The organism is Qipengyuania pacifica, from assembly GCF_019857205.1.
Taxonomy (GTDB): domain Bacteria; phylum Pseudomonadota; class Alphaproteobacteria; order Sphingomonadales; family Sphingomonadaceae; genus Qipengyuania; species Qipengyuania pacifica.
Window position 1 is genome coordinate 1 of record NZ_JAHWXO010000014.1, and the last position, 23361, is coordinate 23361.

Consider the following 23361-nt stretch of genomic DNA (forward strand, 5'->3'; position numbering starts at 1 on the left):
CGTCATTCCCATCGCGTTCGCGGTCATTCTCCTGTTGCTCTACATGGCGGTCGGGGGCTGGGTGCCGGCGCTCGCCGTATTCAGCGCGATCCCGCTGGCCCTGGCAGGCGGAATATTCTCCTTGGCCCTGCGCGGGATGCCATTCTCGGTTTCTGCGGCGGTAGGCTTTATCGCCCTGTCGGGCGTAGCGACCTTGAACGGGCTCGTGATGGTGACTGCGATCCGTCAGCGGCTCGACAAGGGCATGGCGCTCGATGACGCCATCGTGGCCGGTGGCCTGGCGCGCCTGAGGCCGGTTCTCATGACCGCGCTCGTTGCATCGCTCGGCTTCGTGCCGATGGCGATTGCGACGGGGACCGGCGCGGAAGTGCAGCGTCCTTTGGCGACAGTGGTCATCGGAGGGTTGATCACCGCTACCGCTCTGACCCTCTTCGTCTTGCCCGCAATCTTGAAGCTGGTTTTCAGTACCAGAGAAGATGACCGGACCTGGCGACAGCGCTGGTGGGATCGGCTGCGGCGCAACGTGACAAGCGATGAGCAGCGCGAGCTGAAGGACATCGCATGACCGATCGGGAAAGGAAAAAACGGTGCTGGCACTGAAGGAAGAGAACGGACTGCTCTGGATACGCGCCGGAGGCAGGCTGGGGGATGAAGCCTATGACCGCTTTGTTCCCCAATTCGAACATATCGCAGAGCGCGAGGCCGGTACCGTCCCGATGGTGATCGAGCTCGCGCCTGACTTTTCGGGTTGGGACTTCGGAGGTCTCTGGCGCGATCTCAAGTTCGACATCCGGCATAAGGATTGTTTCGGCCGGATCGCCATGATCGGCGACAGCAAATGGGAAGAGCGGGGCTGGAAATTGTCATCCTCACTCTTCCGCGCCGAAATGAAGTTTTTCCGGCCATCACAGCGTAGTCATGCGGAAAGCTGGGTACAAACCGGGGAGGACGCAGCATGAGTGGCGGACATGAGGTCGATGCCGGGTCGCCCGAAAAGCGCAAGACCCTGTGGGTTGTCCTGTGGCTTAACGTCGCCATCGCGATCGGCTTCTTCGCGGTCGGATATTTTGCCGATTCCAACGCGCTGTTGGCAAACGGCCTCGATAATTCATCGGATGCAATCGTTTATGCGCTCAGCCTGCTTGCGCTAACCCGCTCGCGGACCTGGAAACGCGGGGCCGCGCGTTTCTCCGGCATCATGCTGCTGGTCTTCTCCGCTGGGGTCATTTTCGATGCTTACCGACGGTTCGTGGAAGGTTCCGATCCGGGCGGCATGCTGATGATGGCGATGGCGTTCGTCGCGGGACTGGTGAATCTCTATTGCCTGCGCCTGTTGCAGAAGGTGGAGAACAAGGACGTCAATATGCGGGCGGCGACAACCTTCAGCTTCAACGACTTCATCTCCAATGGCGGGATCATCATCGCCGGCATCGTTGTGCTGATTACCGGTGCCAACTGGCCCGACCTAGTGGTCGGAATAGCGGTCGCCTGCATAGCGCTTTACGGCGGAGTGCAGATCCTGCGCGATACGCATATGGATGTGCACGACGAGGCGGGAACCGTCCACGGCGAGAAGAGGAATTGACGCTAATCGATACCTTGTTTGCCGCGCAGGACCTTTCGCGGGTCCTTGTCCTAGCGATGCTATCAGGCATCGGGGTCATGATTGGCGGCAAATTGGCAAAAGGCAGTTGGAGCTTCCTGCATCCGCTCCTGCCGGGCGGCGTTTCGGGTGCTTTTGCCGCCCTTGCCGTCTTGCTAACTCTTCCGCTGGGACAATCTCCTCTCACCCGCTGGACACTCACTGGTTTGATGCTGGCGGGCGGCCTGCTGCTTCTGATTTTCAACGAGCTTGGTCGATACGCAAAACTCAGACCGGATGATGACGGACCTGAGCGATGCTCCGATAGGCCAACCCTGGTACGTCGCATCTCGGTGTCGATGGCGTCCGATATCCTGCCTTACAGCGTTATCTTGGGTGCTGCCGCTGCTGCATCCGCGACGACAGCAATGGCGGTGTCTGCAGCGCTTGTTTTTGCGAACCTGGAAATAGGACGCCAGGCGATCGATGAATACCGATCCGCCCAAGTGAGCAGGATGGACCAGCTTGCGCTACTTGTCCTCTTTTCCCTGTTTTTCATCGGGATCGCTCTCTTGACCTTTTGGGCGCTGCACGGATTCACCGACAACGGGCGAGGTTGGCTAGCGGCTATTATCCCGGGCTTTCTTATAGTTGCATCGGCGCGCGCGCTGCTTCGCATGGGAACCGGATCGGTCGCCGCCAATCATATTACGCTCCTGGCATTCGTCGGAGGGTTCGCGCTGCTCGGCCTCGCGATCTCGGCGCTTGGAGAACTGTCGCGCGAACTCGATGTCTCGAACAGCACGTTCCAGCATTCCCCCGCGCAGTCCGTTACGACGACCAAGAGAACAGAAAAAGGAGGCAGGTAGTGGCACAATCGGGCGGTCATGCCGGGCACAGTCACGGCGAAGAAAGCATGAGCGACGGCCGCCTTGTATTGGCCGTCGCCCTCAACGTCCTGCTGACTGTCGCCCAGATCATCGGGGGGATATTGTCGGGTTCGCTCGCACTGATCGCCGATGCGCTGCACAATTTCAGCGACGCGGCATCGCTTGGACTGGCTCTGTTTGCGAGGCGGATCGGGCGCCGGCCAGCCGACAAGCTTATGACCTTCGGCTATGCTCGTGCGGAAGTCGTGGCGGCGCTCATCAATCTGACGACTTTGCTTATCATCGGTTTCTATCTGCTCGTCGAGGCGATCAACCGTTTCGCAGACCCTCAACCCGTTGAGGGGTGGACCGTAATCTGGGTCGCCGGGATAGCGCTGGTGATCGACGTGGTTACGGCGGTGATGGTTTACGCCAGCTCGAAGAACTCCCTCAACATGAAAGCCGCCTTTCTGCACAATGTGTCCGATGCGCTGGCGTCGGTCGGTGTGATCGTGGCTGGCGTACTCATTCTGCGATACGAACTTTATATTGCCGATCTGATCATCACTGTGGTCATTGCTGCCTATGTGATCTGGCAGGGCGTCACTTTGTTGCCTCGCACGGTGCGGCTCTTGATGGGTGCGGTGCCGGACGAAAGCGAGTTCGATCGCATTGTGAGCGACCTGCGTGACACAGAAGGCGTGGCCGACGTCCATCACGTCCATGTCTGGAGCATCAGTGAGCATTATCGCGCGCTTGAGGCGCATATCGTTCCTGCCGAATCTTCGTTGCAGGCTTTCGAGGATGTGAAGGCGCGGGCTCGCGGTATGCTCGAGACGCAGCACGCCATCGCCCATGCAACGTTCGAAGCCTGTCTCGCTGCAGACTGTGATCCCGACATGATCCCGGACCATCAGGTCGAGAAGAACCATCATCACGACCATGACCGCGACCATTGACAAGCGCGGCGATCGGGTCGGTCGCTGTGGGTAAGCTGCTTGGCAGCGCACGACATGAACCGCCCTGCAACCCGTAAAATGAGGACCAACGAATGAAAGCTTCCGATCTTATGGTCGCCGCGCTCGAGGCCGAGGGCGTCGAATATGTTTTCGCCGTTCCAGGCGAAGAGAACCTGGATCTCCTGGAATCGCTGCGAACTTCCGCCATCACGCTGGTTCTGGCCCGTCACGAACAGGGCGCTGGCTTCATGGCGGCGACCTATGGCCGCCTGACCGGCAAGGCAGGTGTGTGCCTGGCAACGCTCGGGCCTGGTGCCACGAACCTGACCACACCGGCGGCCTATGCCGCGCTCGGGGCCTTTCCGCTCGTCATTATTACCGGGCAGAAACCGATCAAGACCTCGAAACAGGCCCAGTTCCAGATTGTCGACGTCGTTTCCCTGTTTACGCCGCTCTGCAAGGCTTCGACCCAGATCGTGAACGGCAATCGCATTCCCTCGCTCGTTCGCGAAGGGTTCCGTCTGGCGCAGGAAGAAAGACCCGGAGCCGTCCTCCTGGAACTGCCCGAAGATATCGCTGAAGAGGAAACGATCGAACCGGTCATACCGCCGCATGACAGGCGTTATGCGGTCGCCGGAGATGCTGCGCTCGACGAAGCGGCCCGGCGTATTCTTGCTGCGGAACGGCCCTTGCTATTGATCGGAGCTGGAGCGAACCGCCGCCGCGCTTCGAAAGCGTTGCGCAAATTCGTGTCTGATACCGGCTTTCCCTTCTTCGACACCCAGATGGGCAAGGGCGTGGTCGATGAAGATAGCGAACTCTATCTGGGCACTGCGGCGCTATCGTCGGGCGATTATGTTCACTGCGCGATCGAGAAGGCCGATCTGATCGTCAATATCGGTCACGACGTGGTGGAGAAGCCGCCCTTCTTCATGGAGCCGGACGGTCAGACCGTCATCCATATCAATTACAAGGCGGCTGAAGTCGATCAGGTCTACTTCCCGCAGCTCGAAGTCATCGGCGACATCGCCGGATCGGTCGAGCGGCTGGGAAGCCGCCTCGATGGCAAGCTGCAGTGCGACCGCAGCTATTATACCGCCCTGCATCACGAGATTGCTTCGCACATCTCCGAGACCAGCGACGACGAACGTTTTCCGATGGTCCCCCAGCGCGTGGTTGCCGACGTACGCAGCGTAATGGCGCGCGATGATATCGTTGCGCTCGACAACGGCATCTACAAGATCTGGTTCGCCAGAAACTACATCGCCCACGAGCCTGGCACCATCCTGCTCGACAATGCATTGGCGACGATGGGCGCGGGCCTTCCATCGGCCATGATGGCTGCGATGCTGGCGCCGGGGCGCAGAGTGCTCGCGGTATGCGGCGATGGCGGGTTCATGATGAACTCGCAGGAACTGGAAACGGCCGTCAGGCTTGGACTGAACCTTGTCGTTCTCGTTCTGAATGATGCAGCATACGGGATGATCCGCTGGAAGCAGGACCAGCTTGGCTTTCCGGACTACGGCCTGACCTTTTCCAATCCCGACTTTGTCACCTACGCACAAAGCTATGGAGCGACCGGCCACCGTGTCGAGCGAAGCGCGGATCTGGTTTCGGTCCTGAACGCCGCATTCGAGGCTGGCGGCGTGCACCTTGTCGACCTGCCCGTCGATTATTCCGAAAACAAGAAGGTGCTGATCGACGAACTCGGCGCAAAGGTGTGCGAGCTATGAAAACGATCGTTCACAATCCCTTCGACCGCTCGCCGATTGCAGAAGTAGCGCTTGTCGACTGGGCTCAAATCGATGAATGGCTGAATGAAGCGCAGTTGCTCCACCGCGACCGCCATGGCTGGCTTGCCGTGCACGAGCGTATCGCCATCCTCCGGCGGGCTGCGGATATCATGCGCGAACGAGCCGAGGATCTGGCTCTCCAGATCGTCAGGGAGGGCGGCAAACCCCTGGTCGATGCGCGCGTGGAAGCCAGTCGCGCAATCAACAGCGTCGACTTGTGCGTTCAGGCGCTCAGCGATGGCGGCGGTCACAAGATCCCCATGGACCTGACAGAAGCGGGTGCGGGAAGGACGGCATATACATTCCGCGAACCGATCGGTCCTGTCGTGGCGATCTCGGCATTCAATCACCCCCTCAATTTGATCGTCCATCAGGTTGGACCGGCGGTAGCAGCCGGGTGCCCCGTTCTCATCAAGCCTGCGCTGGAAACGCCTCTGTCATGCCAGAGCTTCGTGAGCATTCTTCATGAAGCCGGCCTGCCCGAGGCCTGGTGCCGGTTCGCACCTTGCGGCAACGATATTGCCGAAAGAATGGTAACCGATCCGCGCACGGAGTTCTTCTCATTCATCGGTTCTGCGAAGATCGGCTGGATGCTTCGCTCGAAGCTGGCGCCGGGAACCCGCATTGCTCTCGAGCACGGCGGCGCGGCGCCGGTAATCGTGGACAGCGGCGTGGAGCGCGCAGCAGTGATCGCCTCGTTGCTCAAAGGCGGGTTCTATCATTCGGGTCAGGTCTGCGTTTCCGTGCAGCGCGTGTACGTCCCTGCTGCAGAATTGAAAGACTTCGCTCATGACCTAAGGCGAGCTGCCGAAAAGCTGGTAGTGGGCGATCCCGCCGATGCTGAGACCCAATGCGGACCCCTGATCCGAACGGAGGAAGTTGACCGCGTCGAACGCTGGGTCGATGAAGCCATCGCAGCAGGAGGCACCCTGGTGTGCGGGGGAAGCCGTCTGAGTGACACTCTTTTCTCCCCGACCGTCATTGTCGATCCTCCCGAAAGTGCCAAGATATCCCGGGAAGAAATCTTCGGCCCCGTGATCTGCGTGTATGGCTATGACGATATCGACCTGGCTATCGAGCAGGCCAATGCCCTGCCTTACGCCTTTCAGGCCGCTGTATTCAGCGATCGGCTGTCAATCGCCAATCATTGCATACAGTCTCTGGCGGGATCGGCTGTGATGGTGAACGACCATACGGCATTCCGCGTGGACTGGATGCCTTTTGCAGGGCTGCGCCGCTCCGGGCTGGGCGTCGGCGGGATCCCCTACACTATGGCGGATATGAGCATTGAAAAAATGGCCGTCTGGAACTGGCCTGCGGCGGCATCATAGCCCGTTCGACAGACCCGGGATGGCGACACGGGCAGCTTCGCACTCGTCGGCCTTTCCCGAAGTTAAGTCTCTTATGGGCGGCCGACAAAAGCCGTGCATTGGCGAGCCTGACCGAACTGGCGCACGAGGCGCGGACATCAAGGCTCGGCGGTACCCGCAAGTGCATCGATGATGCGGCAATCGCCTACAGTGTCTTGCTCGCAGGCAGCGATCATACGCCCAAGTTCCGTCCGCAACGCCTCCAGGCTCGCGATCTTGCGCTCGACCTCGCCGAGATGGCTTCTGGCCAGAGCGTCGATGCCCGCGCAGGACCGGTCGGCATCATCGGAGAGATCGAGCAATTCCCTGATGCGTGCCATGGAGAAGCCGAGATCACGCGCGCGCCGTATGAAGTTAAGGCGCGCTTCCTCTGCTGGTCCATAATCGCGATAATTGGCCCGCGTGCGTGGAGGGGCAGCGAGGATACCCTCACGCTCGTAGAAGCGGATTGTTTCGGATTTGACGCCGGTTATCCGGGCAAGTTGACCAATTCTCATGACAAAGGCTCCTGCCGCTTGACCTTGTAGTTACTACAAGGTGCATAGGGCGGATCGACGCAAGGAGTCGAGTAAATGGGAAAGACCTGCTGCGGCCCCGATGAGGCCGGTGCAAACAACAACGATCCGACATGGCGGCGCATTCTGTGGATCGCACTGGGCCTTAATGCAATCATGTTCGGCGTGGAGATCGTGGCAGGCATTGCTGCGGATTCGCGCGCCTTGCAGGCCGACGCGCTCGACTTTCTCGGTGATGCGGCAAACTATGCTATCAGTCTCGGTGTAGCGCGGATGGCGCTCGTCTGGCGCGCGCGTGCGGCTCTCGTAAAGGCGGCGACCATGCTGGCTTTCGGCCTGTGGGTGCTCGGCTCGGCCATCTGGGGTTTCTTTGTCGGGGCGTCGCCCGACCCGGGAACGATGGGCGCCATCGGTTCTCTTGCTCTGGCGGTAAATCTCGCCGTCGCCGCGATGCTGTTCCGGTATCGCTCGGGCGATGCGAACATGCGCTCGGTGTGGATCTGTTCGCGCAACGACGCGATCGGTAATATCGCCGTGCTGGCGGCAGCGATTGGCGTTTTCGGCACCGGCCGTGCGTGGCCCGATCTGGTTGTGGCGAGCATCATGGCAGGACTGGCGGTGTGGGGAAGTGCCGAAGTCTCCAAACAGGCCCGTGGCGAACTGCGCTCTACCTAAACTCCAGAATATCCCCGCGATCGGGGGTTGGAGGAAATACATTTCCGTCTACACCCTGCTATTGCGGATTAATTGCAACAGATATAGAGACCCCTCATGCATCGCATCGTCTCCGCCACCGTCCATCCGGCACTGCGGCTCATTCTGCTGGCGCTTGCGCTGTGTCTGTCCGTCACCGCGAACGCGGAAGAACCCGACGTGCGAACCACCTGGCGTCTGCTCGATTATATCGCGGTCGACTACGCCTCCGCCGTTTCCGAGGGACGTGTTGCCGACGAATTCGAATATCGCGAAATGGTGGAGTTTTCCGATGTCGTGGCGCGGCAGATCGCTGCATTGCCGGATACTAAAGACAATCAAGCACTCATCCGCCGATCGGACCAGCTGCGAGCTCTGATCGCCAATAAGGAACCCGCCGAGCGAGTTGGGCGCTTAGCGCGCGCGCTGGCAGCCTCGTTGCTGACAGCCTACCCGGTTCCGCTTGCCCCTTCGCAAGCGCCCGACCTTGACCGCGCCCGCACTCTCTTCGCGCAGAACTGCGCCTCGTGTCACGGCGCCGCCGGAAGTGCGCCACCGGCCGCAATGCAGGCACTTGATCCCCCGCCGATCGACTTCACCGATATCGACCGGGCGCGGCAGCGCAGTGCGTTCGGGCTTTACCAGGTCATCACGCAAGGGCTGGAAGGAACGTCCATGGCCAGCTTCGCATCGCTGTCCGACGAGGATCGCTGGGCGCTTGCATTCCATGCCGGCAGCATTGCTTTTGAAGATGTGGCCAAGGGCGAGCGTATTTGGCGGGAAGATGATGGCATACGCCAGCTTGTCCCCGATCTCGAGACGCTCGCCGCGCTCACACCGGAAAGTCTGGCCGAGCAGATCGGCGAGGACCGTGCGCTCGCCGTCATGGCCTATCTTCGCGCCAATCCCGATGCGGTGGGACAGGCAAATGACGCAGGTTCGCTCGCCTTCGTTCGCGATACGCTCGATCGCAGCCTGTCAGCTTATCGGGCTGGCAACCGAGAGGAAGCGCGGCAGCTTGCCCTGTCTGCCTATCTCGACGGGTTTGAACCCCTGGAGGCCCTCCTGGCAACGCGCGATGGCGGTTTGATGCGGGAGGTAGAACAGGCGCTCGGGCAATTCCGGGCCGGAATAGAGTCCGGTGCGAATCCATCCGAACTACAGCAACTAAGGGCTCGCATCGATAGTCTGCTGGCAAGAGCCGAGGAAGCGTTGGCTCCTGAGGCGGCCAGCGAAATCTCGACCTTTCTCGGGGCGTTCACCATTCTCCTGCGCGAGGGGATCGAAGCAATTCTGGTTGTGATCGCCATGATCGCCTTTGTGAAAAAGTCGCAGCGCTCCGAGGTATTGCCCTATATCCATGGTGGGTGGATCGCTGCTCTTTTCGCAGGTGTCGCCACCTGGGTCGTAGCAACCTACTTCGTAAGCATCAGCGGGGCGAGCCGCGAGATGACCGAAGGGATCGGCGCGCTGCTTGCGGCTGTCATTCTCGTATCGGTCGGGATCTGGATGCATGGCAAATCCCAGGCCGAGGAATGGCGGCGCTATATCCAGGAAAAAATGGGCAAGGCGCTTTCGCGCGGATCGGCATGGTTTCTCTTTGGTCTTGCATTCGTGGTCGTCTACCGGGAAGCGTTCGAGACTATCCTGTTCTACGCTGCCCTGTGGAACCCGCAGAGCAGCGGCATCATACTGGCAGGTGCCTTGTCCGCAGTAGCGCTGCTGGCGCTCATTGCATGGGCCATGCTGCGCTACAGCCGCAAACTGCCGATCACCCAGTTCTTCCGCTACAGTGCTATCCTGATTGCGATCCTTGCGGTCATTCTCGCGGGCAAGGGCGTGGGCGCTTTCCAGGAGGCCGGAGTTCTTTCCGCCACTTTCATTGCCGGCTTGCCGCGCCTCGCCGAACTCGGCTTCTTCCCGACTGTCGAGACGATCGGCGCGCAATTGCTCACGCTGCTGGCCCTGATTGCCGGATTTCGGGTAAGTCGATCACCATCGGGACCGCAGCCGGCAGCTGTCGAGGGATAGGAGATCCCGGTTTGCGATCAGCGGGGTCCGGTGCCGAGACGGCGCGCGAGCCACAAGGTGGCCGTGGGAACCGCGACCCACATCACGATCGGTACCAGGCCGATTTTGGTCCCGGGCACAAGCGGCATGATTGCACTATAGGACCACCCCCAGTCGGCACCGACAGCCAGCACTTCGACCATGGCAGTAATGGCCAGGCCGATTCCCAGGAACACGACAAAACGCGAGATCGGCCAGTCTACGAGCCACGGCGTTTTACCACTGCCGACAGAGGCACCGAGATAAGCGGCCACCATGATCCCGGCATCGCCGAACGAGGCCAGGCCGCAGCGACGTGCTGCCTCGGCAGGCGACAGACCTCCCGACTGGTAGAAAGGAAGCTGGAGCATCTCCCAGGCGAAAGCGATGAGAATTCCGAATATCGCGATCCAGAGGGCTGGATGAGCACCGCGCCATTCGCGCGATTCCTCAGAGATTTGGTCCTGATCCTGCATCGTCTGATTCGTCACTCCTGCGATCTCCGTCCCGTCCCCATCGCTCAGGTATCGAATTTGGGAAGAGCGAGGCCGCGCAGGCGCAGGGCGTTGCCGATCACCGATACCGAAGACAGGCTCATCGCTGCGGCCGCGATCATCGGGTTCAAAAGCAACCCGGTCCATGGATAGAGGACACCTGCTGCGACCGGTATGCCGAGCGCATTATACGCAAAGGCAAAGAACAGGTTCTGCCTGATGTTGCGCATAGTGGCCCGAGACAGGACGAGCGCCTGAACAACGCCGACGAGGTCGCCGCGCACCAATGTCACGCCCGCGCTTTCGATCGCGACATCGGTACCCGTTCCCATCGCGATGCCGACATGCGAAGCGGCAAGCGCGGGTGCGTCGTTTATGCCGTCGCCGGCCATAGCGACCCGGCGACCCTCGCTCTTCAACTGCTCGATCTTGCGATGTTTGTCCTCGGGCGAGACGTTCGCTTCGACTTCGTCGATACCGACCTGGCTTGCTACCGCACGCGCGGTGGCTTCGCTGTCGCCGGTAAGCATCACGATCTTGATGCCGCGCTCATGCAACGCGGCAATAGCGGTGCGGCTGGTTGCCTTGATCGGATCGGCGACCGCGATAAGGCCTGCCGGTGCCCCGTCCACGGCCACGAACATCACCGTCTGTCCGAGGCTTCGGCCTTCGTCCGCCGTTGACCGCCAGCCTTCTTCGAGCGCCCCTATACGCTCCATCATCTTTTCATTCCCGATCGCGACCAGGCGCTTGTCGACATTTGCCTGGATACCTTCGCCGGTCACGGATTCGATATCGGAAGCGTCGAGAATGGCAGCGCCCCTGTTTTGAGCCCCTTCCACGATCGCGTGGGCGAGCGGATGCTCGCTTCCTCTCTCAACGGCAGCGACAAGGCTCAGCAATTCCTGCTCGTCGAAATCTGACTGCGGTTTTACGTCGACAAGATCGGGCTTGCCCCGGGTCAGTGTGCCGGTCTTGTCGACAACCAGCGTATCGATCTTTTCCAGCGTTTCGAGCGCTTCGGCGTTCTTGATCAGGATGCCGTGCTGGGCTCCCTTGCCGGTGCCGGTCATGATCGACATTGGCGTCGCCAGTCCGAGCGCGCAGGGACAGGCGATGATCAGAACGGCGACCGCGTTGACGAGCGCGTAGGCAAGGGCCGGTGCCGGTCCCCAGATGGCCCAGACGACAAAACTCACGATAGCGACAAGGACGACGATGGGCACGAACCATCCGGTGACTTGGTCGGCGAGCCGCTGGATCGGTGCCCGGCTGCGCTGCGCCTCCGCCACCATCTGCACGATCTTCGAGAGCATGGTGTCCGCGCCGACCTGCGTCGCGCGCATGGTGAAGCTGCCGGTCTGGTTGACAGTGCCCCCGATTACCTGATCGCCCGCGCTTTTCTTGACGGGAATGGGCTCGCCACTGATCATGGATTCGTCGATGGCACTGCTTCCATCCTCGAGCGTGCCATCGACGGGGACCTTGTCGCCCGGACGCACGCGCAGAAGGTCCCCAGACGTCAATTCATCAAGCGGAACTTCGCGCTCGTCCCCGCGACCGAAAATCTTCATCGCGGTCGGGGGCGCGAGCTCGAGAAGCGCCCGCAAGGCGCTCGATGTGGATCCGCGCGCCTTGAGTTCGAGCACCTGCCCGAGCAGCACGAGGGTCGTGATAACCGCTGCTGCCTCGTAATAGACGCCGACCCGGCCCGCATGATCGCGGAAAGCCTCGGGAAAGATGTCCGGGGCGAGGGTTGCCACAAGGCTGAACAGATAAGCGATGGCAACGCCGAAGCCGATCAGGGTGAACATGTTGAGGTTCATGGTTCGGACTGATTGCAGCGCGCGGGTGAAGAAGGGCCAGCCGCCCCAAAGCACCACCGGAGTGGCCAGCAGAAGCTGCAGCCACTGCGCGAAAGCGGGTTCGATGATCTGATCGAACGGTCGCGACGGGATCATGTCGCCCATCGCATAAGCGAAGAGCGGCAGGGTGAAGAGCGCGCTCCACCAGAACCTTCGCCGCATGTCGACCAGTTCGGGATCGGGACCCTCGTTCAAGGTGACCGTTTCGGGTTCGAGGGCCATCCCGCATATCGGGCAGGAGCCCGGCCCCGGCTGCCGGATCTCCGGATGCATCGGACAGGTGTATATCGTACCTTCCGGGACATCCTCGACAGCATCGAGGTGCGCCTTCGAAAGGTAGAGCTCAGGATCGGCCCGAAATTTGTCAAGGCAGCGCGAGGAGCAGAAATAATGATGTGAGCCTTTGTGCTCGTGGACGAAGCTGGCGCCCTCGATTTCTACGCTCATGCCGCAGACCGGATCGACGGCAGTTCCGCTGGGGACCGGCTTGTCAGCCGTGTCGGAAAGAGTGTCGGTCATCTGTCATTCCCTATTAAGAGCGCGTCGTTCGAATACTCTGTCGAAGCACCAGGCGTTCCACAATGGCCGAATAGCTGATCCCGCCAGATTTTTGTCTGCAGACGCCACGAGGACAGCTCATGACTTGAGATATTTTATGAGTGCGAAGATCCCGAGTATTATTAAGCCCAGCAATCCAATCCAGACCGCACCCATGGCCAGCATCATCATGGGGTTCTGCATCATTCCATCGCAGGTCATCGTCATCTCCAGTATCAATGGTCAGGTCGGATTTCAGAAAGCTCGGAAGCCAGCGCCGCGCCCATCTCGGCACGGCGCTGTCTGATCCTTACTGCTTGGCAATCGCGGTCAGTTCGCCGCCGCCGCCTTCCGTGGTTTGAAATTCGAAGGTGACGCGATCGCCGACCGCGACCTTGTCCATGCTGTCCTCATCTGCGGAGAAGGCCATTGTCATCGCCGGCCAGCCAACCGCAGCGATCGGACCGTGATCGATCGTGATCTTGCCCTCGGCCTCGTTAATTTCCGTAACCGATCCTTCGCCGCTTCCGGCTTGTCCAGCTGCGGCGGAATCCATCATCGGCATGTCGTCCGACATCGGCATGGCATCGGCATCCGCCATGTCGTCGGACATCATCGTTCCAGGCTGTTCGGTTGTTTCGGCGGCATTGTCGCAAGCTGCCAATGCCAGCGGAGCTGCGAGCAAGATCATATAGGTTGTGGTACGCATTCTTCTTCTCCTTGGGGATTGACCGGTTTTTCCGGACGGGGCCGCCGCAACAGCAAATATGCGGCGGGAAGTACGAACATGGACAGGAGCGGCGCGGTAATCATACCGCCAATCATCGGTGCCGCGATCCGGCTCATCACCTCCGAGCCAGCTCCGGTTCCGATCAAGATCGGGAACAGACCCGCAAGGATCACCGCTACGGTCATCGCCTTGGGCCGGACACGCAAGAGCGCCCCTTCGCGGATCGCCTGATCCACTTCCTCGGCACTCAAATCACCACTTCGTTTCTCGAGGGCTGCCTTGAGATAGATCAGCATGATCACGCCGAACTCGGCCGATACACCGGCCAGGGCAATGAATCCGACGGCAGTTGCGACCGACTGGTTGTAGCCCATCAGATAGAGGAGCCAGTAGCCGCCTGACAGGGCGAATGGCAGCGTACCCATGATAAGCATTGCCTCGTCCCACCTTCTGAAGATCAGATAGAGCAGCAGGAAAATGATGACGAGCGTGGCGGGTACGACGATCTGCAGCCGTTCGTAGGCGCGGGTAAGGTACTCGAACTGACCCGCGTAGGACAGGCTGACGCCTGCCGGAAGATTGACGCCCGCGGCAACCGCTTCCTGGAGGTCGGCAACCACCGATGTAAGATCGCGGTCGCGCACATCCACATAGATGTAGCTGGTCAATCGTCCCTGCTCGCTCTTGAGCATGGGAGGGCCATCGCTGACGCCGATCCGTGCGACCGTGCCGAGCGTAATCTGTTGTCCCGACGGAGTCAGCAGAGGCAAGGTTCGCAATTCGTCCACGCTGTCACGAATTTCACGGGGGTAGCGCACATTGATCGGATAGCGCGCCAGGCCTTCGACAGTCCGCGCGACATTGGCCCCGCCTATAGCGCCCGAGACGATCTGCTGGACATCGGAGATGTTAAGGCCGTACCTCGCCGCTGCGGCGCGATCGATGTCGACATCGACATAGCGCCCGCCGGAAAGCCTCTCGGCCAGAGCCGAACTGACGCCGGGGATCGTCTTTGCCACACCCTCGACCTCGAGCGCCACCCGTTCGATCTCGGCAAGATCCTCGCCCGAGACCTTAACGCCGATCGGGCTCTTGATTCCGGTCGCAAGCATATCGATGCGATTACGGATAGGGGGTACCCAGACATTGGCGAGACCGGGCACTTGAACGACCCGGTCGAGTTCTTCGATCAGCGCATCGGTCGTCATGCCTTCGCGCCATTCCTCCCGCGGCCGGAACCGGATCGTGGTCTCGAACATGGTGAGCGGAGCCGGGTCGGTAGCCGTATCTGCACGGCCGGCCTTGCCGAAGACTGTTTCGACTTCCGGTACCGATTTGATGAGGCGGTCGGTCCGCTGCAGCAGCGCCGAGGCCTCGCCTGGCGATAGACCGGGAAGGGCGCTCGGCATGTAGAGCAGATCGCCCTCGTCGAGCGGCGGGAGAAACTCTCCGCCGAGCTGCGAGAAGGGGATCAGCGTGGTGAGGAAGATTGCGCCTGCAACCGCGAGCGTGGCTTTGGGCCAGCGCATCACCCAATTAAGCCCCGGTCGGTAAATCCTGGTCAGCCAGCGATTGAGGAAATTGGAGTCTTCTGACGGTATCTTACCCCTGATCAGCCAGCCCATCATCACCGGAACCAGCGTAACCGACAGCAGCGCAGCGGCCGCCATGGCATAGGTCTTGGTGAAGGCAAGCGGTGCAAACAACCGGCCTTCCTGGGCTTGCAGGGTAAACACGGGCAGGAACGACAAGGTTATGATCAGAAGGCTGAAAAACAGCGCGGGTCCGACCTCTTTCGAAGCATCGGCAATGATGCGCCAGCGTTCGTTGACCGAAAGCACCGTCTCGGGATTTTCATGCTCCCATCGCTCGAGATGCTTGTGCGCATTTTCGATCATCACAACGGCTGCATCGACCATGGCGCCGACCGCGATAGCGATCCCGCCCAGCGACATGATATTGGCATTCACCCCCTGGAAACGCATCACGATGAACGCCGCCAGCACGCCCAGGGGAAGGGTTATGATCGCGACCAGCGCTGAGCGCGCGTGCCACAGGAAAAGGGCGCATACGAGCGCGACGACGATGAACTCCTCGATCAGCTTGGTCGTCAAATTCTCCACCGAGGCGTCGATAAGCTGCGATCGGTCGTAGGTGGTGACGATCTCGACGCCCTCGGGAAGGCTCGCCTGCAATTCGTCCAGCTTTTCCTCGACCGCCTGGATTGCGCTGCGAGCGTCCGCGCCCTGTCTGAGAACGATGATGCCGCCGGCGACCTCTCCTTCGCCGTTGAGCTCGGCAATGCCGCGGCGCAGCTCCGGCCCGACCTGGATTGTGGCGACATCGCCAAGGGTAACCGGAACCCCGCCAGTTGCAGTCCTGAGGGGAATCTCGCGGAAATCGTCCAGCGTCGTCAGATAGCCCGACGCGCGTACCATGTATTCGGCCTCACCCATCTCGACGATCGAACCGCCGGCCTCCTGGTTGGACGACTGGATGGCGTTTACGATCTCGGCATGCGTGACGCCGAACGATGCCATCCGGTAAGGTTCGAGCACGACCTGGTATTGTTTGACCATGCCGCCGACACTCGCCACTTCGGCGATGCCTGGAATGGTCTTGAGCTCGTATCGCAGGAACCAGTCCTGCAGGCTTCGCAGCCCCGCCAGATCATGTCCGCCGGTGCGGTCGACAAGCGCATATTCGTAAATCCACCCCACGCCCGTCGCATCCGGACCGAGCGTGCTCGTAACACCCTCGGGCAGGCGGTTCTGCACCTGATTGAGATATTCGAGCACCCGCGACCGTGCCCAGTAAAGGTCGGTACCGTCCTCGAAAATGATATAGACGTAGCTGTCGCCGAACATCGAGTAGCCGCGTACGGTCTTCGCTCCCGGCACCGACAGCATGGTCGTGGCCATCGGGTAGGTCACCTGGTCCTCGACAATCCGGGGCGCCTGGCCCGGATAGTTGGATCGGACGACAACCTGGACATCGGACAGATCGGGCAAAGCATCGACCGGAGTTGTGCGGACGGCCCAGAACCCGCCAAGGGTCACAGCTATGGCGGCGAGGACGATGAAAAGCCGATTGGCGATCGAGGCATCGATAATGCGCGCGATCATTGCCCGGCACTCCTGATGGTCTCGATACGGGGGCCGGCGTCCTGCTGGGTGAAGGTAAAGCGCACTCTATCGCCTTCCTCGAACCCGCTGATCTGCGCTGCATTCTTCGTGCGGAAACTCATCGTCATGGCGGGCCAGTCTAGCCGCGGGACAGGTCCGTGCCGCAGCGTGACGGAGCCATCGGCAATCTTCTCGATCGTCCCGATTGCGCTGAATGTCGCTGGTTGGTCTTCACCGTCCCGGTCCGGGCCTGCCTCATCGATCGCACGAACATCGAGCCCTGCCAGGCTTGCCTCGGAATCGAGCAGGAACTGGCCCGAGGTCACGACCTCTTCGCCTTGCGAAAGGCCGGCCAGCACTTCGGTCCTGCCTCCCGCCTCACGGCCGATCCGGACTTCGGCAGGCATGAAGCCGCCCTCGTCCTGCTTGATCATGACGATGGTGCGGCGCCCGGTCCGGATCACCGCTTCGGAAGGAACCAGCAGAGCGCGCCGGGTGTCGGGGGTCAGCGAGACCTGCGCGAACATGCCCGGCTTGAGCCGTCCGGAAGGATTGGGCAATTGTGCGCGGACGGTGATTGTCCGGCTGGCATCCTGTACGCTCGGCAAGATCGCGATGATCGGTCCGGAAAATCTCTCATCGGGAAACGCGGTCAGGGTTGCACTGACAGGTTGGCCGACCCGGATATTCGCTGCTTGTGTTTCGGGCACCGATGCCTCGAGCCAGATCGGCGAGAATCCGGTTATTTCCGCCAGGGTCTGGCCTGCCATCACGGTCATGCCGGGTCGCACGCCGAGCATGGTGATGGCCCCGCCGGTCGGCGCGGTGACCGTGATCGTCGCCTGCGCGCGGCCGGTCCGGCCCACCGATGAAATTTGCCCATTCGACATGCCGAGCAGCCGCATCCGCTCGCGCATGGCCTGTGCAAGCTGTTCATCGCCGCTGTTCAGGACGGCCAGATATTCCTGCTGCGCTCCTCCCCATTCGGGTACGAGAATATCGGCCAGCGGCGCGCCTCGGCTCACCACATCGTCTGGAGCACGCCCATAGGTTCGTTGTACAAAGCCGCCAGCCCTTGGCTGGACAATTGCAACGTCCCGCCCGTTGTAAGCGAGAACACCGGTAACGGACACGTCCGGCTCAAGTACGCCGTATTCGGCCTCGGCGGTGCGGATGCCGAAGTTCTGGACAAGCCCCGCGTCGATCTGAACCCCGGAGGTGGCCTCCTCGCCAGCGCATTTGGGAACAAGTTCCATATCCATGAACGGCGATTTTCCAGGCTCGTCGAAACGCTGTCCCGGCACCATCGGATCGTACCAGTAAAGCACGTCCTCACATTCGGCGCTGGATGATCCCCCGTTGCCATTTGCCTGACTTCCGCTCTCACCCAGCTGCGATAACCCGTATCCTGCGGTGACGCTGATCAGGGCGACCGTTGCCGCCATCGTCCAGGATTTCTGGCGCGGCGACAGTTTGTCCCACGCGGCTCCCATTTTGGCTCTCATGGCTGGAACTCCGTATAGGTCAGTCGCAAGGTCGTAGCGGCTTCAACTGTCGCCTCCTCACGCTCAAGGATCTCGATTTGTAAGAGCGCCAGCGCCTTGATCGCTTCGATGACGTCGAGCAGTTCGGCGCGGTTTGCCGCGAAGCTGGCCCTTTCCAGATCAGCACGGCTTTGGGCGAGGGGTAGCAACTCCTCCGTGGCTCGCTGCCACTGCCGGTATGCGCTGCGCCAGGCGGCAAGGTCGGCCTCGAATTGCGCTTGCAGTTCGCGCAAGCGATCAAGCTGGATTGCTTGCGCTGCGCTCGCTTCGGTTTCAGCGGCGGCAATCCTCGGATTCTGCCGCCTGCCCGCAAAAATGGGGAGCGTGATCGAGCCCATGACCGAGACGACATCGCCGAACATCGGATCGCGCCGGCCATAGCTGACATTGATGCCGAAATCGGGCCGCTTCTCCGACCGGGCGAGATCGATCCTCGCCTCGGCCTGGCGCACCTGCGCGACAGCGAGAATGATCTCAGGATTATATTCCAGGGTCGCCCGAAGTTGTTCAACATCGACATCGGGCGCCGGAATGCTTCCAGTCGCCGTTGCGTCTTGCAAGGCAATGTATCGCGCAAGCATGGCCTGCGCCGCCTCGCGCTCAGCGTCGATGAGCGTCCGCATATCCTCGACCTCCAGCACGGCCCGGCGAATTTCGAGGCTTTCACCTGGCCTCGCCGATCCCGCCGCAACGGCGCTTCGCGCCAGGGGCACCAGCCTTTCGATCTGTGCAAGGGCGTCATCGGCAACGTTGAGGGCCTGTTGTGAGTAAGCGAGCGAAATCCAGGCCCTTCCCGCACCAAGACGCGCCATATGGCGCGCATGAGCGAGCTGCGCGGTGGCGAAGTCGATATCGGCTGTGGCCATCCCGGCTCGGGCGTGTCGTTTCGCAAGATTGGGAATATCCTGCTCGACGCCGACCTGGATCTGCGTGGGAAGCTGTCGATCCAGCTGAAACGCGGCCGGGCCGCTGATTGGCAGATTCTGGATACCCGCACGCAGCCTGGGATCCGGCAGTTCGTCGGCAGCATCCGCGACCTGGCGGCGGGCATCGACTTGTAGTTCTCGCGCTCTAACCTGGGGCTGGTCGGCCACGGCGGCTCTCAAGGTTTCTTCATACCCAATCGACTGGGCGTAACTTGCGGGCGCCAAGGCCAGCAGAACCGGAAGTGCGGTCCAACGTAGTCGTTTCATGATTCTCATTCCGCTAGAGTGCGCGACCAGTACGCGTTCGGGACAATCAGCCAGCGACTTTGGTGCCAGCAGAATGTCCAGCCATAATTTGCAGAGATCCCCCTGCATCGATTTCAGGCCTCAGCTTGCGGAGGTGGCGGTTCCGGTCCTGCTCCAGTCTCACCCGGTGTAGAGCTGCCGAAACCGGTGAATCGCAAGCGCGCGGCTGACAGCGTGCGTACTTCCGACGCATCGTTGCCAATCGCCATCGGCGCGATACAGCCGAGCGAAACAAGGCAACCAGCGCCTACCTTATCACAAGGCGGTTTTTCACCTTCGTTTGGAACCCCAGACGTGAGCAGTTCATCGCACTGGCGCTCGACCATTATCGGCTCCTGCGGAAGCGTCGACGCATGAGCTGCCGATTGGACGAAAAGTCCAAATCCAATCAGAATGAGGCCGAATGCGCGCAGCATTCCGATCACCCGGCACCAAGAGGGCGCGACTTGGCAGTCAGGCGCGAGTCAAACCGCCTCAGCCAAGGGAAAATCGTTGTTGTCGGGCTAGGTGTTATCATGAAGTTTGCTGGCTCTTATGAGCAAAAGGGTCCTGCCCCGCAGGCTAGTGCGGGGCAGGTGGGGGGTGAAGCATTCGACAAAGATTGGCGCCCGGTTTTAACCTTCTTCGCCCTGCGACATCTGTTCCTGCTTTTTCTTCATCATTTCGTTGCAGTTACGCATCATCTCCATCATTTCGGCGCGCATTTCGGGATCGTTCATCATGGCCATCATGCCCGACATCTCCATTCCGGACATATCGCCCTGCATCTCGCCGCGCTCCTGTTGCTGCGCGCCTTGCGCTCTGTCGGGCTGATGATCGACCTTCGGCTGCGCTATGGCCGCTGATGCGAGGCCAATCGTTGCAAGAGCACCAAGCGCGGTAATTTTGAAGTTGTTCATGGGGTTTTCCTTTCATTTATCAAATAGCGCGCTGCACAAATCTTCAGGTCATCGTGCGAGCACACATGCGAATCGTATCGAAATCACGTCCCGGTAGATGTCCCGTTCTTGCGCATGCACATTGCAAGCATGGCCAGGCAGGGCAGTACATAAAGAAACGGAAGAATTGCTGCGAAGCCGAGCCACATGGATCCGAGCGCAAGCGCAGCGAGTGCCAAAACAGCGCTGGCTGCGAGCAGCCATTTGCGCCGCTGGCTCGAAACACCCGAACAAGATACGCCCGACTTCTTATTCGAGGTACTGGCGGTCGCAGAGACCGGCACCAGGGCGCGGGACGACGGGATGTTCATTTCTTTTCCTTCATCGAATCAACCAATACGAAGAAGATAGGGCTTCCCATCATTGGAAGGTCAAGGCATTTTGTGGAGATTTTCTCGGCTTTCAGCCAGCCACCTTGCATTCCCATCATTGGAAGGTTAAAGCGCCCGCATGAAACATTCACACACGATTGGCGAGGCGGCTGCAGCGAGCGGGGTTTCTGCCAAGATGATCCGACATTATGAAAAGATCGGTTTGATCGAGGCGGCGGACCGGACCGATGCCGGGTACCGCCTCTACACTCCGGCAGATATTCATACGCTCCGGTTTGTGCGGCGCGCCCGCAATCTGGGCTTTTCGGTCGACGATATTTCCGAACTGCTCGATTTATGGAAAGATAGTGCCCGAGCGAGCAAGGACGTGCGCCGAGTAGCGGATGGCCATCTTTCGGCCCTGCGATCGAAGGCTGCCGAAATCCATTCGATGATAGACGCGCTCGAACATCTTTTCGAGAATTGCACGAATGACGAACGTCCCGACTGTCCCATCCTCAAGGACCTCGCGGACGATGCCAATCCGGCTCGTGCCAAGGACGTTGGTCACAAGTTTGGCTTCGAGCGCGTTTGCTAGGCTTCGGACGGTGCTCAGTATCGCGCAAAGACGCTCGTGGTACGATCCGTTCTTACGCCCGTAATCGTCCACGTGCCTGTCTTGGCACCGCCCATGCCCGGCGAACCTGCAGGCATGCCGGGAAGCGTGATGCCTGAAATCCGCGGGCGTTCCTCCAGCAGGCGGTCAACGCTGTCGGTCGGCACATGTCCATCGACGAAGTAGCCGCCGATGAGCATCGTGTGGCATCCCTCGAGCCCGGCGGGCACACCCTGGCGTTCCTTGATTAGGGCGAGGTCGTGGGTCGCGACCATCTTCACCTCATATCCGCTGGCTTCGAGATAGTCGCCGTAGCTCTCACAGCAACCGCACTGAGGGTTCTTGAAGATCGTGGCAAACGGTCTTGCTTCCTGTGCCGCCGCTGCCGAGGGCAGCAGCGCGAGGGCCGAAAACGACATCAAAACCTTGGGTAACAAACGCATCAGTTTTTCCTTTCAGTTAACTCGAATGGTGGCCATCATCCCTGCGGCCTGGTGTTCGAGAATATGGCAATGAAACATCCAGTCGCCCGGGTTGTCCGCTACGAACGCGATCTCGACGCGTTCTTCGGGCGCCATGAGGACGGTGTCCTGCCACTCTTGATATCGTGTCGGCTGTCCATTGCGCGACAAGACGCGGAAACTGTGGCCATGCAGATGGATCGGGTGCCACCACGCAGTCTCATTGGTCATGTCGAGGAGAAGCGTGGTTCCTCGCACGGCAGATATAATCGGATCGTGAACATGGCCGCTCGCCGAAACGCCGTTGACGGTCCAGCCCATCATTCCTCCGGACATCATTCCCGAACCTCCCATCCGCCCCATCATCATGCCGGAGCCGGTTCGTTGTTCGTTCCTCGCGTCAGAGCCGCTGGCTGTTCGCCCCATCATGCCCATCATCCCGCCCCCGAATATGATCCGGTGACGCTCGGCCGTTGCCAGTTCGGGTTCGGCGAGAGGGTTGGGCGGCAGCGGCGCTGGGTCGGACAGACGCCTTTCCCTGACCTCTTTGCCCTGACACTCGAATGTGGTGAGTTCGTATTCCAGTCCATCATAGAAGACATCGCGCAGTGAATGCCGGGTCCCGGCGGGATAATCGAAATCGACGATCAGATCCGCCCGCATTGCCGGCCCGAGAAGCAGGGGCGCGCTTAGACGGTGAGGCTCGACGGGCTGGCCGTCGAGCGCGACGACCATTGGATCGAGTTCACCGAAATCGAGCCCGAAGATGCGGGCATTGGCAGCGTTCACGAGCCGCAGCCTGATCCGCTCATTCGGCCTCGCAATCAGTGGTGCCGCCGGCTTTCCGTTGATAGTGATCGTGTTGCCGATCCGGCCTGCCATCATCGCGTCGTGCCGACTGCCGAACCCTCCACTTATTTGCCCCTGGTCATTGAGCCTCCAGTCGTCGAGCATCCAGACGAGGTCGCGATCGACCTGCGGCGGATCTGCCTCTTCGATAATGAGCGGTCCGTAGAGGCCGCGACCGACCTGCTCGAAGCTGCGCTGATGGGGATGGTACCAGAAAGTGCCCGCATCCTCCGGCGTAAAGGCATATCTGAACCTTTCGCCGGGCTCCACGGGGGGCTGGGTGAGGTGGGGAACGCCATCCATCGCGTTGGGAACACGAACGCCGTGCCAATGGATGGTTGTTTTTTCCTCGAGAGCGTTTTCCAGCAGGACCTCGAAGGCCTCTCCCTGCCCAAGCCTGAGAGCAGGACCCGGTACCGAGCCATTGTAACCCCACACCGGTATTTGAGAGGCTTCGCCGACGAGTGGCGCGCTGGTCGTTCCGGTTTTGAGGACGCGGCGGCCGGCGGTTGTGCTGGCACCCACCGGCGTTCTACCTCCGGCTCCCAGAACGGCGGCCAATCCGCCGCCAATGGCCAGAGCACCGGAACCGGCGAGGACCGCGCGGCGCGTCAATCGTGATTCTTTTGATTGCATAGAAAGCATCTCCGCATCGCCAGATTAAGGTTCGACCGACAATGTAGTCCTTCCCATCATGGGAAGGTCAAGGCCGCCTATTGGACATAGACCGTTAAAGGCACGGAAGACCCCGAAACTTCTCTGTATGAAGGACGCGCAGGCAGGTGCAGGACAATTGTCCTCAACCCCGAACTTCGCGCCTACCGTTCGC

At 60.6% G+C, this 23361-nt stretch carries 21 protein-coding genes; 10 read left to right on the top strand and 11 right to left on the bottom strand.

The genetic code is table 11. From position 1 onward, the window contains the following. The 7 genes from KYK83_RS15665 to KYK83_RS15695 form a co-directional block, all read left to right on the top strand. Positions 1 to 565, top strand: a 565-nt coding sequence (locus tag KYK83_RS15665; RefSeq protein ID WP_222828940.1) for an efflux RND transporter permease subunit, incomplete at its 5' end; no start/stop codon positions are given. 22 nt (positions 566 to 587) lie between these two features. Next, positions 588 to 959: an STAS/SEC14 domain-containing protein gene (locus KYK83_RS15670; RefSeq protein ID WP_222828941.1), complete on the top strand. Its 372-nt coding sequence runs from the start codon at positions 588 to 590 to the stop codon at positions 957 to 959. Next, positions 956 to 1585, top strand: coding sequence for a cation efflux transmembrane domain-containing protein (locus KYK83_RS15675; protein WP_054522854.1), 630 nt, complete (start codon positions 956 to 958; stop codon positions 1583 to 1585). The genes KYK83_RS15670 and KYK83_RS15675 overlap by 4 nt, the downstream gene beginning before the upstream one ends. A gap of 77 nt (positions 1586 to 1662) precedes the next feature. Continuing rightward, positions 1663 to 2451: a hypothetical protein gene (locus tag KYK83_RS15680; RefSeq protein WP_222828942.1), complete on the top strand. Its 789-nt coding sequence runs from the start codon at positions 1663 to 1665 to the stop codon at positions 2449 to 2451. After that, positions 2451 to 3410, top strand: a complete 960-nt coding sequence (locus KYK83_RS15685) for a cation diffusion facilitator family transporter (RefSeq protein WP_050775921.1) — start codon at positions 2451 to 2453, stop codon at positions 3408 to 3410. The genes KYK83_RS15680 and KYK83_RS15685 overlap by 1 nt, the downstream gene beginning before the upstream one ends. 92 nt (positions 3411 to 3502) lie before the next feature. After that, entirely contained in the window at positions 3503 to 5143 is a 1641-nt protein-coding gene (locus KYK83_RS15690) for an acetolactate synthase large subunit (RefSeq protein WP_156843020.1), read from the top strand. Next, positions 5140 to 6534 carry an aldehyde dehydrogenase family protein gene (locus KYK83_RS15695; RefSeq protein ID WP_156843021.1) on the top strand — a complete coding sequence of 465 codons (1395 nt, stop codon included), beginning with the start codon at positions 5140 to 5142 and terminating at the stop codon, positions 6532 to 6534. The genes KYK83_RS15690 and KYK83_RS15695 overlap by 4 nt, the downstream gene beginning before the upstream one ends. A 137-nt stretch (positions 6535 to 6671) precedes the next feature. On the opposite strand, the gene KYK83_RS15700 is transcribed toward KYK83_RS15695, so the two are convergent. Further along, positions 6672 to 7070, bottom strand: a complete 399-nt coding sequence (locus KYK83_RS15700; protein WP_060703638.1) for a MerR family transcriptional regulator — start codon at positions 7068 to 7070, stop codon at positions 6672 to 6674. A 75-nt stretch (positions 7071 to 7145) separates the two neighbouring features. Here KYK83_RS15700 and KYK83_RS15705 point away from each other — a divergent pair, with 75 nt between their 5' ends. Together KYK83_RS15705 and KYK83_RS15710 are read left to right on the top strand one after the other, a co-directional pair. Beyond that, positions 7146 to 7763: a cation efflux transmembrane domain-containing protein gene (locus tag KYK83_RS15705; protein ID WP_222828943.1), complete on the top strand. Its 618-nt coding sequence runs from the start codon at positions 7146 to 7148 to the stop codon at positions 7761 to 7763. A 96-nt stretch (positions 7764 to 7859) separates the two neighbouring features. Continuing rightward, the gene (locus KYK83_RS15710; protein WP_156843022.1) at positions 7860 to 9812 is read left to right on the top strand and encodes a cytochrome c/FTR1 family iron permease; all 1953 of its coding nucleotides are present in this window, start codon (positions 7860 to 7862) and stop codon (positions 9810 to 9812) included. A gap of 17 nt (positions 9813 to 9829) precedes the next feature. Here the strand turns inward: KYK83_RS15710 and KYK83_RS15715 are convergent, their stop codons facing one another. The 8 genes from KYK83_RS15715 to KYK83_RS15750 all read right to left on the bottom strand — a co-directional run bounded on the left by KYK83_RS15715 (position 9830) and on the right by KYK83_RS15750 (position 20606). Then, complete coding sequence (locus KYK83_RS15715) at positions 9830 to 10321, bottom strand: hypothetical protein (protein ID WP_224801916.1); 492 nt, start codon at positions 10319 to 10321, stop codon at positions 9830 to 9832. A 29-nt stretch (positions 10322 to 10350) separates the two neighbouring features. Next, positions 10351 to 12708 (bottom strand): heavy metal translocating P-type ATPase, encoded by a 2358-nt coding sequence (locus KYK83_RS15720; RefSeq protein ID WP_054523305.1) that lies wholly within the window; start codon positions 12706 to 12708, stop codon positions 10351 to 10353. 328 nt (positions 12709 to 13036) lie between these two features. Then, positions 13037 to 13435, bottom strand: coding sequence for a copper-binding protein (locus KYK83_RS15725; RefSeq protein WP_231679377.1), 399 nt, complete (start codon positions 13433 to 13435; stop codon positions 13037 to 13039). Continuing rightward, on the bottom strand, positions 13414 to 16581 hold the full coding sequence (locus KYK83_RS15730; RefSeq protein WP_008603831.1) for an efflux RND transporter permease subunit: 3168 nt from the start codon (positions 16579 to 16581) through the stop codon (positions 13414 to 13416). The genes KYK83_RS15725 and KYK83_RS15730 overlap by 22 nt, the downstream gene beginning before the upstream one ends. Continuing rightward, the gene (locus tag KYK83_RS15735; RefSeq protein WP_054524469.1) at positions 16578 to 18074 is read right to left on the bottom strand and encodes an efflux RND transporter periplasmic adaptor subunit; all 1497 of its coding nucleotides are present in this window, start codon (positions 18072 to 18074) and stop codon (positions 16578 to 16580) included. The genes KYK83_RS15730 and KYK83_RS15735 overlap by 4 nt, the downstream gene beginning before the upstream one ends. A gap of 8 nt (positions 18075 to 18082) precedes the next feature. Beyond that, on the bottom strand, positions 18083 to 19318 hold the full coding sequence (locus KYK83_RS15740; protein ID WP_222828944.1) for a TolC family protein: 1236 nt from the start codon (positions 19316 to 19318) through the stop codon (positions 18083 to 18085). Positions 19319 to 19971: 653 nt separating this feature from the next. After that, positions 19972 to 20256, bottom strand: coding sequence for a hypothetical protein (locus KYK83_RS15745; protein WP_054523306.1), 285 nt, complete (start codon positions 20254 to 20256; stop codon positions 19972 to 19974). 83 nt (positions 20257 to 20339) lie between these two features. Further along, a complete protein-coding gene (locus tag KYK83_RS15750) occupies positions 20340 to 20606 on the bottom strand; it encodes a hypothetical protein (RefSeq protein ID WP_008603835.1) in 267 nt (88 codons plus the stop codon). A gap of 139 nt (positions 20607 to 20745) precedes the next feature. On the opposite strand from KYK83_RS15750, the gene KYK83_RS15755 reads away from it, so the two are divergent. Next, positions 20746 to 21204 carry a Cu(I)-responsive transcriptional regulator gene (locus KYK83_RS15755; RefSeq protein ID WP_008603837.1) on the top strand — a complete coding sequence of 153 codons (459 nt, stop codon included), beginning with the start codon at positions 20746 to 20748 and terminating at the stop codon, positions 21202 to 21204. Between the two features lie 14 nt (positions 21205 to 21218). Here KYK83_RS15755 and KYK83_RS15760 read toward each other — a convergent pair whose 3' ends face one another. Further along, on the bottom strand, positions 21219 to 21665 hold the full coding sequence (locus KYK83_RS15760; protein ID WP_054523307.1) for a DUF411 domain-containing protein: 447 nt from the start codon (positions 21663 to 21665) through the stop codon (positions 21219 to 21221). Positions 21666 to 21677: 12 nt separating this feature from the next. Next, on the bottom strand, positions 21678 to 23147 hold the full coding sequence (locus KYK83_RS15765) for a multicopper oxidase family protein (RefSeq protein ID WP_008603839.1): 1470 nt from the start codon (positions 23145 to 23147) through the stop codon (positions 21678 to 21680). Positions 23148 to 23361 lie beyond the last annotated feature (214 nt).